Source organism: Bacteroides sp. MSB163, assembly GCF_036416795.1.
GTDB classification, from domain to species: Bacteria; Bacteroidota; Bacteroidia; order Bacteroidales; family Bacteroidaceae; genus Bacteroides; species Bacteroides maternus.
This window is the reverse complement of sequence record NZ_CP143867.1, coordinates 6,386,945-6,403,030: the sequence shown is the minus strand read 5'-3', so window position 1 is coordinate 6,403,030 and position 16,086 is coordinate 6,386,945. Positions and strand designations below refer to the sequence as shown.

6 protein-coding genes are annotated in these 16,086 nt (G+C 44.1%); all 6 read right to left on the bottom strand.

Annotated features, from left to right (window positions below):
* Positions 1 to 8: 8 nt before the first annotated feature.
* The gene (locus VYM24_RS25175; RefSeq protein ID WP_330941147.1) at positions 9 to 2,573 is read right to left on the bottom strand and encodes a hypothetical protein; all 2,565 of its coding nucleotides are present in this window, start codon (positions 2,571 to 2,573) and stop codon (positions 9 to 11) included.
* Between the two features lie 40 nt (positions 2,574 to 2,613).
* A complete protein-coding gene (locus VYM24_RS25170; RefSeq protein WP_330941146.1) occupies positions 2,614 to 3,813 on the bottom strand; it encodes a glycoside hydrolase family 88/105 protein in 1,200 nt (399 codons plus the stop codon).
* Positions 3,814 to 3,836: 23 nt separating this feature from the next.
* Positions 3,837 to 7,847: a fibronectin type III domain-containing protein gene (locus VYM24_RS25165; protein ID WP_330941145.1), complete on the bottom strand. Its 4,011-nt coding sequence runs from the start codon at positions 7,845 to 7,847 to the stop codon at positions 3,837 to 3,839.
* Between the two features lie 112 nt (positions 7,848 to 7,959).
* Positions 7,960 to 12,000, bottom strand: coding sequence for a hybrid sensor histidine kinase/response regulator transcription factor (locus tag VYM24_RS25160; protein WP_330941144.1), 4,041 nt, complete (start codon positions 11,998 to 12,000; stop codon positions 7,960 to 7,962).
* A 79-nt stretch (positions 12,001 to 12,079) separates the two neighbouring features.
* Complete coding sequence (locus VYM24_RS25155) at positions 12,080 to 14,452, bottom strand: hypothetical protein (protein ID WP_330941143.1); 2,373 nt, start codon at positions 14,450 to 14,452, stop codon at positions 12,080 to 12,082.
* A 101-nt stretch (positions 14,453 to 14,553) separates the two neighbouring features.
* Entirely contained in the window at positions 14,554 to 16,077 is a 1,524-nt protein-coding gene (locus VYM24_RS25150) for a RagB/SusD family nutrient uptake outer membrane protein (protein WP_291553017.1), read from the bottom strand.
* Between the last annotated feature and the right edge of the window lie 9 nt (positions 16,078 to 16,086).

The following is a 16,086-nucleotide window of genomic DNA, read 5'->3' as shown; positions in this document are numbered from 1 at the left end:
TTCTATTGTTAATTGCGTATTACTTCCCATTCGTCACGGTTACCCATCTTTATTTCCAACTTGACAGGGCTTTTGCCCTGCTCTTTCCATTGAATATTTACTTGATAACCCTTATCTACCAGATTTTTTATTTTTATGTTTTGGGATAACTTGATAGCATCCGTTTCTTTGGAATGAGGCACCAGGACAGATAACCAGCGTGTGGTTTTTCCGGCCTCCAGCGGACATTTGCTATAAACTGCATAATCATCATTCTTCCAATGTTTAGGCTGATACTGAATTCCGTTTTCCGATCCTGCCGGTGCATCGAAAGCAATAAACAGACATTTGTCTCCTTCACCGTATTTATCAGTGAAAGCCCGTGCTTGTGCAGGGTAATGTAGCAGGGAAGCATCAAACCAGTCAGCTGTAGCCCCATCCGAATTTCCGCAACGGGGAGCGGAGGGGACGTGCCATACCGGACCCGCCACCAGCTTATCAGCAGCTTTTCCCGGCAGGAACTCATCCAATACGATCAGAAAACCTTCTTCTGTCAGAAGAGTGCTTCTTTTCCAGGATGAATCGTGGGTCCAGATTTCTTTATAAGATACGGAACCATAACTGTCAGCTGCCTTATTTTCAGCTTTGGCATCAGTCAGAATACCACCTTGCTGACGGTCCAGGCGTAAGTTATGTTTCATATCGTTATCGTTGAAGGCTATCAGGATGGGTACTCGTGTCCAACCCTTGATGGGAGTGACGTATTTATATGATAATCCGATGCGGCTATAATCTTCATTCACATTAACTTGTTCATTCATTTTAATACGGAGAACCGTACGGCCATACTTCATGCGGATGCGCAATACCTGTTTGCCCGTTTCTGCATCGGTTACAATGCCATAATCCTCTTTGGCTAATTCCGTTTCAGGGAATTGCTGTGTTTTGTCGGGAGCAACAAAACCAAATGATAGCTTGTCCGTCAGTTTATCAAACGGTACCAGTATTTTCTCTCCTTTATCTCCGGCAATGAACAGGTCACTGATATAAATATCTACGGGAACATCCGAAGGGCATACATTGCGCTTTTCATATCCTCCGAACCAGGTTCTTCCGGGAAATACCTTACCGACTGATTCTTCTCCTTCGGTAGGGAGTAGTGCAAACTCCAACCTGATTTCATGCAGGTTTATTAGGTCGTTATTTCCGGCTACAGCTTCCGGATTTCCCCACATATAACCATAAGGAGCCTTCTGGTCAGTCAGTGCATAATGGACATCGGTAGATTTTTGGGAATTGATGGTGTATCGTTTTGAAGGCATATACCCTCGGGTAACCCGCATATTGGCGGAAGAATGATACCATCGTCCGGAATATACTCCCGTGGTCTGACGGAAAGGATACTGCGCATCCGGTTCGGAAACCAGTAGCGTATTGTTCCATGCCGGCCATTCATAGCGCCCTCTGTCGGCAATGATCATAGTGCCGTCTACTTCATAATGTATCAGGTCGCCACGTGTGTCGGAAATTCCACCATGATAGAGGACATTGCAATCATCCTGAATCCAGAATTGGGCAAACGGAGCGCCTTCTTTGCGTGAAGGTGCCAGTATCAGACGATCTTTACTTTGGTAAGTGGCAGGGAAAAGGCATTGCACGGAAGCTTGTAGTTCCGGGGCTTTGGCTTCCATACCTGCATATTGGGGATAAGCTTTTTCAAAAGCCTCTTCCGGAAGTCTTCCGGTTTTCATGTTGCCAGCCAGATACGTTTTTTTAAGCGCCCATAAAATAGTAGGGTCGGGGCAGACTTCCATAATGGCATCAAAAGCTTTTACGTAGGATTCCTGGTCGTACGGTTCTCCATCTCCTGTAGAACATACCAGGCCGGAAGAACTGACATGGTTTCTGAATTTGTAATATACCTGTTTCAGTTTATCTCCTTTTAATTCCTTCTGCTTGCCAAGCTTTACACCTAAAGCTATCAGGCGGGGAATATTATGAGCTACATATGCAGGCTCATAACTGTCTCCCGGTTCATACCAGTCATTCCATACGGCTTCGGCATAAGCCTTCCACAATTTGGCATCTTTGTGTTTTGGAAATAATCTGGCAGTTGCCAGTGCTCCCATGGCATAATTTGCTGCCCGGTTGTTCGGACCGCGTTCTTCGCAGAAACTCATCTGACTGACAAGAGATTCGGACAGTTGTCTGAGTTCTGCGTCCATCAGTTTGTTTTCTTTAAGTATGCGTATGGCATCGAAGAATTTCTCGCGGGCAAAGAAAGATACTTCCAGGGGGCGGGATTGGTTCCGGGTGGACTCGAAGGCATCCAGGATACCTAATAGAATGGTTTTGCCTTGAAGCATTTTCTCCTCATTGCCGGAGCTTACCAGATCATAGACAACGTAGATATCCTTATCGTTACTATGATAAAAAGTAACATGATCCTTGATTTCGGTGTGTCGGAGGATTTCCTGTCGGGCTTCACTGCGTGTCATCCGGTCGAGTACCTTTTCTTGTGCACACAGTGGTGGTGTGCACAAGAAAAAGGCTGTCAGCAAAGAATATCCGGTGATTAATACTATGTTTTTCATGTTTTGTGAGATTAGTTTTTACTTTGCAAAGAACGTGATTTTATTTGGCAAGTAATGCATAGGCGCACCATAAAACCGGAGCTTGTCCATGGAGATCTCCCGTTAAAGCTTTACGGTTGCGGTAGTGTTCACTATTATCTCCCAGCATGGTACCTTCGCATACGGCTTCCACATCTCCCTGTTCATTTACATATTTGGTTAAAGCTATCCAGGCGTTCCGGGCTACCGGTCCGTATTCTTCGGCAGGTAACCAACCTTTCTTGACACCTGTAATCATGGCGTATGCGAACATGGCCGAACCGGAAGTTTCTTCCCACATGGAAATATCATCCACTACTTGTTTCCACATACCATTCTCATCCTGCGTATCTTTTAGCTTCTCCATCATTTTCAGATATCCTTTCATGATTTCTGTTCTGTCCGGATTGTCTTGCGGAAGCATCCGGAGCAGTTCGGACATACCGACTGCCATCCAACCATTACCGCGTCCCCAGCAGAAGGGGGCTGTTGGTGCGTGATAGAACAGTCCTGAAGGTTGCTGTATTGAATCCAGGTAAAGCACCATTTCGCGAGCTGCTCTGTCTATATATTTACGGTCGTTCGTTACCCGATAGGCCTGCGCCTGGATAGTGGTGATCATATACATATCGTCCAGCCAAAAACGAGTTTGCCAGGAATAACCTTTGTCGGCCCATTCCTTTTGTTCCGGTTGGCAGATATCGGCATCTTTGAAGTCTCCATACATACTGCTTTGACGTTCTTCGCCTTCTTTCAGTTTCCAGTTGGCTGGTAATTCCCATTGAGAGTCGGCATACATCATGCCTAATGTTTTATAGCGCTCTTCTCCTGTTTGCAGGTAGAGTTCCAGTGGCACGGCTCCGAAGACATTATTGTCTACATGATTCGGCTTCGGCTGCAAGTAAGCCTCGTTGGTGAATAAGGGCTCGAAACGGGCTTTCAGACGTTCTGTCAATTCCTTGTTATCTGTTTCCTGAGCAAACCAAAGTCCTCCTAACCAAGTACATACATCCGGATAGGTGATTTGTGTTCTTGGTTCGTTCACACGTAAGGGGCTGCCATATTGCGAATGTCCTTGCTCCAGAAACCGATTCGTAATTTTATTCCCGATTTCTATAGGGTTGGCTTCTTGTGGGAGGTTGTCAAAGTACCCGTTCTCTTTAGGAGTACAAGATGACAGCATCAACGCAGCCAATGCTGCTGTGAATAGTTTACTTTTCATATTTTCTTGTATTTTTTATATTGTTAGTTCGGATAATATTTCTCGGGTGTCATGAATGCAGGTACATAAGGTTCCATCCAGAATGCAGAGGTACGCTTGTATTTCAATTCGGTATCCGGATACCAGTTGGCCCAGGATGCCGGATGCGTATCGGCAACAGGAGACTGTACGCTTTCGCCATACCCGTTCACAGTGGTAACTGTATATTCATAGACTGTAAACGAACCGGTGTCAAGAGTCGGATTGTCTAACTTACCGGGGAATCGGCATGCTTTGATGACTCCGGCTGCTTCCATGTCTGTATACTGATTAGCTTTACCTTCAAATATAAGTGTGAAATCTTTATCACCGGCCTTTCTCCGGTATATACGATATTTCTGTGTACCTAATACTTTTCCCCATGATAAGTCTACCTTCCCCTTGCCTAAGTTCAGGTGCAGACCTTCCGGGTAATGTGGTGCTTGGTTAGTGGTATAAACCGGATACTCGTGGGCAAAGACGGTCGTATGTTTTCCATTTACGGACAGAGCCCGTACATGTATCTTTCCGGCAGGTTGCGGAGCAAGTTTGTATATTGACCGGGTGGTTGTGCCTACCTCCGTCCATGTTTGCCCATTGTCCCGTGATGTTTCTATTTTTACCTTTTTGGCTGATGCAGGTATATCCAGATAAATAAGGGTACCGTTAGGAGTATATTCTGTGTCGATAATATCGGTTTGCATTGGAGTTGCTTCACGTGCATACTCTATGTGATGCTCTCCTGCGGGTAAAGAGATATTGCTTGTTCCCTGTTGTGCGATACCGTCGATATATAATTTTCCGCCGGACATTCCTTTTAGGGTTAACCTGGCTTTTCCATCACTCTTATAGCGTCCTTTGCAACTGTTGGCGTTTGTGTGGGTCATGGCAATTGCCGTACCGGCGTCCGACAATTCAATCGAAAAACCATCGGCAGAAAGGAGTGTACCCTTCATTAAAGCAAGTTGCAAGGTTCCATTATCCATCCGGCGGATTACACCAGCCTCTCCGGTGAATGATTCCTTTTCTGACTGATGGCTTATTCCTGTTCCATCACGGAAGATAACATCGGTACTGTGAGGAGCTTTGATATACAATATATTAGATGGTGCATTTTTTTGCTCGGGCACAAATTCGTAAATGTTTGTATGGTCCAGCAAAGCCGGGTTCACTACTTTCCCATGTAGAACGTTGATATCTCCTTTCTTGTGTGAAACCAATGTCAGTAGCGAACCGTCCGCATCCCGGTAGAAACCTTTGGAATGATTGGTTTCTCCTTTAGTCCAATGATCCGGGCGTGCTTTTTTGCCAAAGAAAACGATTTGTGGAAATTCATCTTCTTTCTGAACGAACCAAGAGAAACGGGCACCTGCTCTCCAGTTCGTTCCGGTCTGGTCGTAGAGTAGGAAGTAATCTGTACCTACCAGTAGGATGCTGCGTGATAAATATTCCGGCCAGGCAAAACTGTCTTTTCCTTTAGCAGAACGAAGTTCTGCCAGCTGCACTATATCCAGGTCATAAAGTGGAGCCACAAGTTCGTTCATTCCGATGTTACAGAAAGCTCCGTTTTTCATTACTCCGAAGTTAGTGATGCCATCCAGGTTATTTTGTACATGGTCGCCTACCACTTCGTTTTCATGTCCCGTATATATTTTACCTTTTGCATAGAAGTAAAGTCCGCCGGAGTTGCCTTGTCCCTGATGCCCCCAACGATAGTTAGGGCCTTTATCCACTTGGTTTAAGTGAATGGACAATTCTTCGTCTGTGTCTACTCCTGCACGCAGAACAATGCCGTGTCCGGTATATTTCGTGCTTCTTAAATGCGGATTGGTTCCCATGTTATGGGTAGGGTATTGTTTCTGATGGACATCCCCCCAATTGGTGTGTGTATCTTTGGTTTCAACACCCGGACCCATCTTGCCGGTCCAATATAGATTTTCGGCTAAGAGTGGATCGTAGTATTGCATCCAGTCTGCCAACTGGTAAACGGAGCAATAGCGTGGAACAATCCGTCCCCCTCCGTGAGCACCATGGGGCGGATAACTTCTTTCCATCTTTTCTTTGTATTGAATGGGAGCGGTCATCATGTCCAGCATCCAGTGTCCCCGTTGCGCCATGTATTTTCCGGCAAAACGATTTTTGCCATCGAACTCTTTTAGTGCGATATTGGTAGCTGAAGTAGGACGTAAGAAAGCCCAATTATAGATACCTAGGCTTTCTACCCAACGTCCGCCTTTGGATTCGAAGGCCTTTACTTCAGGACGTGTATAGAAGATACCGTATATTTCCAGTGTTTTTTCAAAGAAATCCGCCCATTCTTTGGCCATCGGGTGTTCGGGGTAGAGGAAAGACATCTGCCCCGGTACTGCCCAGCCGTCTGCTGCCATATTAGCGGTTCCCGCTAATGAAGTGCGGATGGTATTCATCGCTTCCAGTGTATTGATGTAAGCGGATATGAGCATCAGGCCGTCTACGGTCTTCTTTTGTTCCGTGGTCAGTTGTTTGTAAAGTGCCAGGTAATCTTCTATCCAGTTACCGAAAAGCGGGCGGTGAGAAATGGAATGAATGCCGGGAAATCCATTTAAGCCTGTCATATAATAAGCCATTGGAGAGGTTATTATCTGCTGATAGAATTGTTCGGCAGTGGGTGAGCCTGTTTTCCCTGTAAAGGGAGTATCCGGATGCTTTGCATGTACCGGATACTCCAGAATCCAATCTTTCACCTTATTTAAATTTAATAGCGCATACTGGCGGTGTAATAGCATAGCGTAGCGGAACCCCATCTCATCCGAATGGTCTGCACCACCCTTGACTGCTATTTCGTCAATGCGTTTATTGAATTTGTCAACTATACCCTGTTTCTTTTCAATCGTGTATAAAGTTATGGCCGTGGACCGGCTGCCGGAATGGAGCGGGTACTTGAAATATAATTTCTGACCGGCATAACGGAAATATACAGATAAATCCGGAGTGGGCTGCCAGATTCCGTATTGCCGATCATCCCAGCGGTTATGGTCATATACAAATACGCCTAACTCTCTGGCTGCATCCTGAGTTTCCCAGAAAGAGATTGCCGGAACTTGTTCGCGTGTTGAATTTCCTCCGAAGGGTAAGAGGCGATACAACATTTGCTTATCGGGCTCTTCTATCCAGCCCATTCCTGTCCAGTGCGGATCTTCCTGGCTCCAGTTGGTGTATATGGGTTGGTCGATGGGCAAACCTCCGTCTACTGATACTTCCTTTTGCCTGTCCCAGTTGCCATAACGGCGTGTAGGATGGAAGTTGTCCCATTCCATATCTATAAACACCTCATCTTGGTTTGATATATTCTCCATTTGTTCGTCGAGGATGACGAAAGGATAACCTTGTATGACTTTTACCTTGGCATAATAAGAAGCTTGGTTATCTAATATATAATGTATTCCACATTCTATAAACAAGTCGCCTAATTCTAAAACGGATGTTTTTATCTCTTTTACGGTGCGTTGTCCGGTGTGTAGCTTGTTATTGCCTATCTTTTGATGATCGTTCAAAATGGAAATAATGGGAGCGGGAATTGTGTACCCCGGATTGATTCCTCCGCCAGGTATTTCCACACCGAAGCTTCCGTCACTGATCAGCCAGGTTGACGCCTGTTTCTGAAGTGTAACGGATGAACTTTGCCGGGAGGCATTGTTTTTCCGAAGATACAATGTATAGTCGAATTCCCCTCCGCTTGGTAGCTCTGCGAAGAAGTTTATAACGGCAGATTTCAGTTTCCCGTTTTCAATGACTTTGTCTGATAATTGGAATGGAACAGAACGGCTCTGCTTATTATCGGAAAGGCTCAGCTCCGATTCGGACTGTATTCCTTCCGGAAAATAAATCGGATAACTTAAAAGAGTACGGGGCCAGTCGTATATAGATAGATTTATACAATCTTTCCGAGAGAAATTCAGCGGCTTCTCCCTGGATACGATGGCCTGTTGCGCAAAGCCTGTATTTGCAAAAAATAGTATGAGTAATAATGCAATCACGTGGTTTCTCATGGTCATAAACTTTACCTGAATTTTTTGCAAACTTAGGCGAAAAGCCTTTGACAGACTATGAAAATAGTGTCAAAGGCTTGTATTTTAGACCTGCGACCGATTATTTACCAATATTCTTGATATATTCGGTAGGAGTTTGATTGAATACAGATTTAAAAACCTTACTAAAGTAAGCCGGATCAGAGAAGCCTACTTCATAGGCAACCTCTGCAATGGTCATGCCTCCGGACTGGAATTTTTCCACAGCCATTTTCATCCGGATATTTAGGATCAGTTTGTTGGGTGATAAATCGGATATCGCCTTAATTTTTCGGAAGAATTGTGTACGGCTCATGCCTAATTTATTATATAGAACTTCCATGGATAATTCCGGATCCTGTGCATTTTCTGTAATTAATTCTACCAGTTTTTGCATGAATGGGTCCTTTACTGTGATTTCCTCTACCGGAACTTCCGTTCTCTCTAACTTCTGGCAGAACAAGTCTCTCAGTTTTTCTCTGTTTTTGATGAGGCTTTCTATTTTAGCCAGTAGTATTTGCGCATTGAATGGCTTTAATATATAGTCGTCGGCTAAAGCCTGATACCCATCTTTTACATGCTCTTCCAGGCTTTTTGCTGTTAGCAGGACTACCGGAATATGAGCTAAAGCCATATCATTTTTTATAGTCCGGCAGAGTTCCAGTCCGTCCATTACGGGCATCATGATATCACTGATAATCAGATCGGGCATCTGCTCTCTGGCTATATGTATGGCACTTTTTCCTTCAGGAGCTTCCTGTACATTGTAGGTCTTGGATAGTTTGGAAACGATGTATTGGCGCATATCCTCGTCATCTTCCACTACCAGAATCCGTAGGCGGTTATCAAAATCTTCGGGTATTTGCTGGTGATATTCCGGATCTACGGACAATACACTATTTTTTTCTACTTTCAATGTATGGGTAATTGCCTGGTCAGTATAGATTACATTGGAATTGGCGTAGTGTTCCTTTCCCAGTTGCAGGCGTATGAAGAACGTCGTTCCTTGCCCGGGCGTACTTTCCAGCCATATCTTGCCGAAATGCAGTTTAACCACGTATTGCACCAGATTAAGTCCGATGCCACTGCCGAACATTCCACCTTTGTTGCCGTTCCCTATCTGAAAGAAAGGATCGAAAACTTTGCTTTGGTTTTCAGGAGATATACCTTCCCCGAAGTCTTTTACGGAAAGAACAACGCTGTTTTCCTCCATATTGGATTCTAGCTGGATCTTTCCACCTCTGGAAGAGTGCTTTATTGCATTTGAGAGCAGATTAAACATTACTTTACTCATCAGGTCTACATCTACCCACAAATTGTTTCCATAATAGTTGTTGGAGTACGAAATGGTAAGTTCGTGCTTGTTCAGTAATTCGGAGAAACTGTCAATCTGTTCAGTAATAAATACAGGTACATTCAGGCAGCTTAGTTTCAGTTGCATGGCTCCATGTTCTAATTTGCGGAAATCCATCAACTGGTTCACCAGAAGCAGCAGGCGGTTTGCGTTCTTTTGTATCTGTTTCATCGGATATTTTAAACCCGAAGGAAGCTGTTCATCGTTGATGATATCGTCTACCGGACCGGTTATCAATGTGAGCGGTGTCCGGAGTTCGTGAGAGAAATTAGTGAATAACTCAATCCTCATCTGGTAGTTCTTCTCGATATTCTCTTTTTCTATCTGTTCGATTTGGCGTTTGTACTTGGCTGTTTTCTTTTCATAAAAATAGCGTGCTAATACTGCCAGAAAGACGATGATGAATAAGATATAGAGGGTCTTTGCCCACCAAGTGGCCCAGAATGCAGGATGTACCGATATGATAATGGTTGTTTCTACCGTGCTCCAGATTCCTTCGTTATTGCATGCCTTAATACTGAAAATATACTTACCTGCCGGAAGGTTAGAGTATATTACTTCATTATTTTCAATATAATGCCACTCTTTATCCAGGCCTTTTAACTGATAAGCATATTTATATCCCTTGGGGGAGATGAAGTCGAGCGCAGAGTATTTGATTCGTATAGATGAGTTATCATACGGCAGATCAACCTTGTTTCCTTCATTGAAGTTATTGATTTCAATATGGCCGGGTGCATTTTTAGAATTTAGTGACTCCACCAGGGATATCTGTACCAAAGGTGCCGTCTCTCTGTCATGAGACAAACGTGTCGGGTTCAGTTCCGCCAGTCCGTTGTTACCGCCTATATAGATGTGTCCGTTGCTGGCTTGCAACAGTGACTTGTGCGAAACTTCATTCAAAGGAAAGCCGTTGCCACGCGTAAAATTTACGATGATTCCATCCGGTTTGATCTGTGACAATCCGTTGATGGCAGATACCCATATATCCTTGCTGGTACGATCTTCCAGGATGGCACAAATGGAATTGTGTACTAATCCGTTATCTTTGTTATAATGATGTATTTCCTGTTTTTCCAGATTACATTTATATAATCCGTTGTCATAAGTACCGATCCAGATGTTCTTGGCGTGATCCTCGTAGAGTACACTTATATTCTTGTCATTCAGTTCTTCGAATGTGGTTCGTTCACCTTTAAAATAGTGTTCGGGATTTTCAGGTTGATGCCTGAATATCCATAAACCATTGGTACGAACTCCTACTATCATGTCATCTCCATGTCGCAGAATATCCTGTGTCAACATATACCGGGTAGTGGCATTATAGTTGGTCGATAGATTCCGGTCCAGCTTTTGCGTATTCTCATCCCAGTAAGACAAGTCATCTTCTGCTATCCATAGGCGATTTTCTGCATCTCTTGCCATTGCACGGATTTGTTCTTCACCACTCATTGGGGCGATCACTTTGGTTATGGAACGGGTTTTCAAGTTGAGTGAATAAACTCCCATATTTAAAAAATAGAGATAGAGCTCGTCTGGTGAATTCCGGTAAACATAGTATAAGTCCGTATCGTGTTTGGGAGAATTACCTCCGGATATATTTACTTCTTCTATATGCTTCGGATTGTTTACATCCATGGCTATAAGCCCCTTGCTATGTCCAATCCATAATTTACCTTGTGATTCGGATAATGAACCTACTACTTGGATTCCGGTGGCCTGCTGAGGGGAGGATATTAAAGAATGATGAGTAAAAGTAAACAGCTTGGGATGATAATAAATGGCTCCCTGACTGAAAGTTCCTATCCATAATGCTCCTTGATTATCCTTATAGGCTGTCATTAGGCGGTCGCTTATAGCAAGGTGTTGATCAACTTTGGTATAAAAGAAAGAGTGCTTAATATCATAAGCCACCAGTCCGCGGTCGGTTGCAAGCAGCAAGGTGGAATCATTATATTCTGTGATGTCATGAATGTAATTGCTTTCTATCGGAACATCCGGATGAACCGTGTATGAGATAGGCTTGATTTCTTCTTCTTTAGGAAAATATTGATAGAAATTCTTTAGCTCTTCTCCCAGCCAGATGCGTCCTTTGCTATCTGTAAATCCTTTCATTAAGGAGAAACGCTTTTCATTTTTGTGTAATATCTTGTAACGCTCGGTCCTTACGTCATAAAGTGCCAGCCCCTGATTCACCACATCCAGCAACAGGGCATACGGGCTCGCGGCAGCCATCATGTGAATATAGGTATCACGCATATCTTTCACATATGAACACGTTCCGTCGCTTTTGAAAACATATAATCCTTGTTTGGTAGCTACCCAGATGTTTTTCTTGGGATCTTCGTGCAGGCCTACAACCACGGACGAGGGAAATTCTTTCCCCGCATACCGTTCCTGTAAATCGATAAACTTTTCCTGCATGGGATCGAAGAGAACGATTCCGCTGAAGGTACCGATCCAGAAGAGACCGTCCGATAGTTGCGTAATACTCACTATATCGTTAGGCTGCTTGACTTCTTTGCCTGGCAGGTGATAATAGTTCTTTATTTCGTAACCGTCTAATCGGTTTAACCCACTTTTGGTACCAATCCAAATGTAACCTTTATCGTCCTGGCAGATAGCTTTTACAGTGCTGTTTGATAATCCATCCTTTACAGAATAGCTATTCAGCGTGATGTTCTGTGCCGATGCGCTAATATACCCTAATGAGAGTATGAACAAGATAAATAGATGCTTTGTGATATTCTGCATTATCTTCGGAAACATAAAATTCAAGTTATAAATTGAGCCCCTAAAGATAATGCAAAACATGCAATTCATACAAGCATAAACGCTTTTTATATGGTTATTTACGGAATACATTCCAATTCCCTTTCATGTCTATTTGAATGGTGATTTCTTCCTTGTTGTTTTTTATTTGAACGGTGCTGCATCCATCCAGAGTTCGTATAGATAAAGACTGTGCGATATCAACGGCCTTTTCCTTTCTGCTGTAGGGTATGATTACGGTAACAAATGTCAAAGGCTCGAATGGAGTAACACGTTGCTTGGAGAAGACTGTGGTGGGCTGTATCGTATATTCTTGTTTCTGAAATCCGTAACTGCAGTCGGGCTGCTTTTCAAAATAGACCAGTAATTGCCTTTTCTCTATTTCGTTACCGGATGCGTCTTTCCACGGTTGACCTGCGTTTGGGGTATCCCTATATATTTTCTTCCCTCCGTGAGTACTGAACCAGTTTTCACCCCGTTCATCCATTTGATACAATTGCCAGATACTACCTGCCGTGTATCCTTCGGTATCTTCACCGGGAATCAGATGATCCTGTAATATCAGAATACCTTCAGCTGTCAATACCATGCGTCGTTGCAGGGTGGAACCATCGACACAGTGATTATCCAGAATCACTTCACCGTATGAGTCTTTATCTTTATTCACAACTTTGGCTGTCCGCACGATATTGGGATTGAATAGTACACCTACTTCTTCATGTACATAGTCTTCTACCGGTTTTCTAATCTTGTTGTAGGCTCTAATCTTGAAACTCATGGGAGACTTGATTCTGCCGTCAGTCGTGTAATGTTTCCAGTCGCAACCAATGTATCGGTACTCATTCAGACAGAAATCTGCCGCCACTTTCAGATTAATAAAATGAATGCCGTTATCTTTCAAAGTAATACGTATCATCTTTCCACCTTTCTCATTGTCTGCAAGTTCTACACCGTCTCCCCATGCATCCAATGTGTTGCAATCATGCAGAATCTTTTCTCCGGCCTTACCTCTTAACCGAACCTTATCAATGCAGATCACTTCGCCCGGCTGTCCATTCTGAAAACGGAAAGTGATGTTTTGAAATCCCCTCATTTGCGGATCACTTTTTGATATATGTGTGGATGAGCTGAAGTCAATCCAGTCTGTAAACCAACGGTTGGTCAGCCAGCGGTTGGAGCCTTCACCGAAAGGGAAACCATTGCTTTCTTCTTTCATCAGGATCACGGTGTTGCCATGACGCATATCCGTAGCATGACGTTGCACGCCGTGAAAGTGCGGGCAACAGTCGGTTTCAAAATAATTGATGGTTCCGCGCAGATTCGGATGTTTGTGAGAACCTTCGGCATAAAGATCACTCATGACAAAAGGAGTACCCGGAACGTGTGAAGCCGTTAGCAATAACTGGTCCGGTATACCACCTTGTCCTTCCCGGTTGGTGCGTGTTGTCACCATGGCACCCCAATTCGGGATAGAAGTCTTTGGAATAAATGGCGGTAACAGGGCTATTTCCGCAATCGAGGCCCATTCGCAGGCATCCCGTAGAAACCAGCCTCGTTTAGTATATTTTTCGGGTAAATTAGGAAGTCCTGTTTTATATAATTTGCGGGCAGCTTCCTGATAGGTTGCATTACCTGTCAGGCGAGCCATCTTTTCAAAAACTACAATCCATTCAAAATAGGCAAAGAAGAAGTCATCTCCATATTCCGGCATGTAACCGCTGGGAGCTTGCTGATGAAGATAGCGTGAAAACCATTGTTCTATTTCGGGAGTCTGTAGCAATTCGGTCCGTCCACTTTCTTGTGCGATGGTGATAATGTCATTTAAGTGGATGGCTGAATATAAAGTAGCGGTTTCGTCCACATCCTTATTGGCATACCAGAAATTCCACATAGTATCTGTATAGGCTTTCCACTGGTTTGCATTGGGAGCATCCGGAAACAAGTTATACATTCTGGTGAAGCCTAAAGCACGTTCCTGTCCCTGATTATGATCGGTGATGAAATGAGGCTCGAAGTGCAGGTCGGCAAAACGAATCACAATTTCCCGGGCTTCGTTTCCTTTCAGGCGTCTTTCTTTTTTAAGTAATTTGTAGGTGGCTGCCACGTTGCGGGTAGAGAAGAAATCATCTCGTCCCCGCATCAGTTGTTCGTCCTTTTCCCAGGCGGTGACGGCACACCGGAAAATCTCTTCGGACATGTTCAGAAATCGTTTCTGTCCGGTAGCTTCATAGAAAGTACCGGCAGCGCTCATCAGGTGGGTGGTCCAACGGACATTGCGGTTTTGAATTTCCTTCTGGATGCGTTCTTTACTGTATGGGTAGGTCTGGTTGTCAAAGGCTTCGACGGCTATGGACAACGGATCTTTGTCTATTGCTGGATACAGGTTTCCATACACTGAAATAATTCCCCAAAGGCAAAGAAAAATGGAGGCAGACAATTTCTGTATCATATTGGATTTCTTTTGATAGAGTTTATTAATAAGAGAGTGGGCAAACCGGATTTTCCGGCTTGCCCAACATACATATACTCTCTTTGTTCTATGACAGAATTTTAATATTCGGGATTTTGCCACATGATTGTTCCGTCACCATAGGCATTGATTTCAGATTGTGGAATCGGTGCCAGCAGATTACGTTTTTCCATTGCATACATCGGTGTTTGGGTAGCTGTGTTGAAACCTTCGTTTTTGAGAGAGAAGTGTTTCTCCATTGCTTCTTCGGCAAGCCCCCAACGAATCAGGTCGGGCCAACGAAGTCCTTCGTAACAGAACTCGATAAAACGTTCGTGAACGATGTAATCGAATGTAGCTTGCTTGCTGTTCAGTCTGGTAGCATCAATGGCTTCCAGACCGGCTCTTTTGCGCACTTCGTTAATGATGGATAAGATTGTAGTGATATTCTCTGCATAGCCCACTTCATTCAGAGCTTCGGCATACATCAGTTTGACATCCGTGTAACGCAGAATAGAGATGTTATTACCCCATTCGTCATAAGAACCGGGTTTCGTCTGCGTTGCTTTCAGGAACTTACGGGCTGTGTAAGTGTCAGCATGCTGGTAATCTTTATCGTAATAAAGGTTGTTCACCATGGTAGCGGCCCGGCGGATATCGCCTTCTTCATAAACACCTTCACCCCAGATGGACTCGGAAACCTGAGCGGTACCGGAAGGACCTTTGAACGTTACATTATGAAGGAACGGAGCATCCTTTTCAAGATTGATACTGGAAGCGAGCAACATACTGTTGAACGTTTGGCTGATACCCAAAGCTTTACCGGTGGAACCGCCCATGTATTGCACTTCCCAGACACGTTCGGATGTGTTGTCGAATTTATCATCGAAACAATCTTCATAGTTGTCGGCCATTTTATATAAAGCGGGTTCTTTGGCAATTATCAGCTCCAACCATTCTACTGCCTTTGCAGGATTATGCATATACAGGTAAGTACGTCCCAGCATACCGGCCATTGCATATTTGGTGATACGTCCCACTTCTGTGCCGCTTCTTTTTTCGGGAAGCAGGTCATAAGCCAGTTCGAAGTCCTTGATTGCTTGCTGGTAAGTCTCTTCCTGTGAAGAACGTTTCACTTTACGCAATTCAGCTAATGAAAGATCCGTAGTGATAAGTGGAGAACCTCCCCAACACCAGGCGAATTGCAGATAGGCTAGTCCGCGCATGGCATAAGCCTCGCCTTTGATATGATTTTTCTGATCTTCATCAGAGAAGACTACCCGGTCGATGTTGTCCAATATCTTATTGCTGCGTGATACCAGTACCCAGAGCGATTTCCATGCGGTTTCCCAGGTCTTTTCGGTAGAAGTATCTGTGAAGCGGGTAATGTTATTGTTCATGTTTTTAATAGCGTCTTCCCTCAATACGATTGCTTCCAGATAGTTACGATTATAGACAGTCTGTAGTTGTGAGTAAACTCCGGCAATGGAGGCTTCACAATCAGCAGGAGTCTTGTATAAGCTCTGGTCTGTGTAAATAGACGGTTGGTTGACGTCCAGATAGCTGTCGCAGGAGGATAGCCCCCACAAACAACATACGGCTACTATTTTAGTTATTATTTTCATGATCGTTAC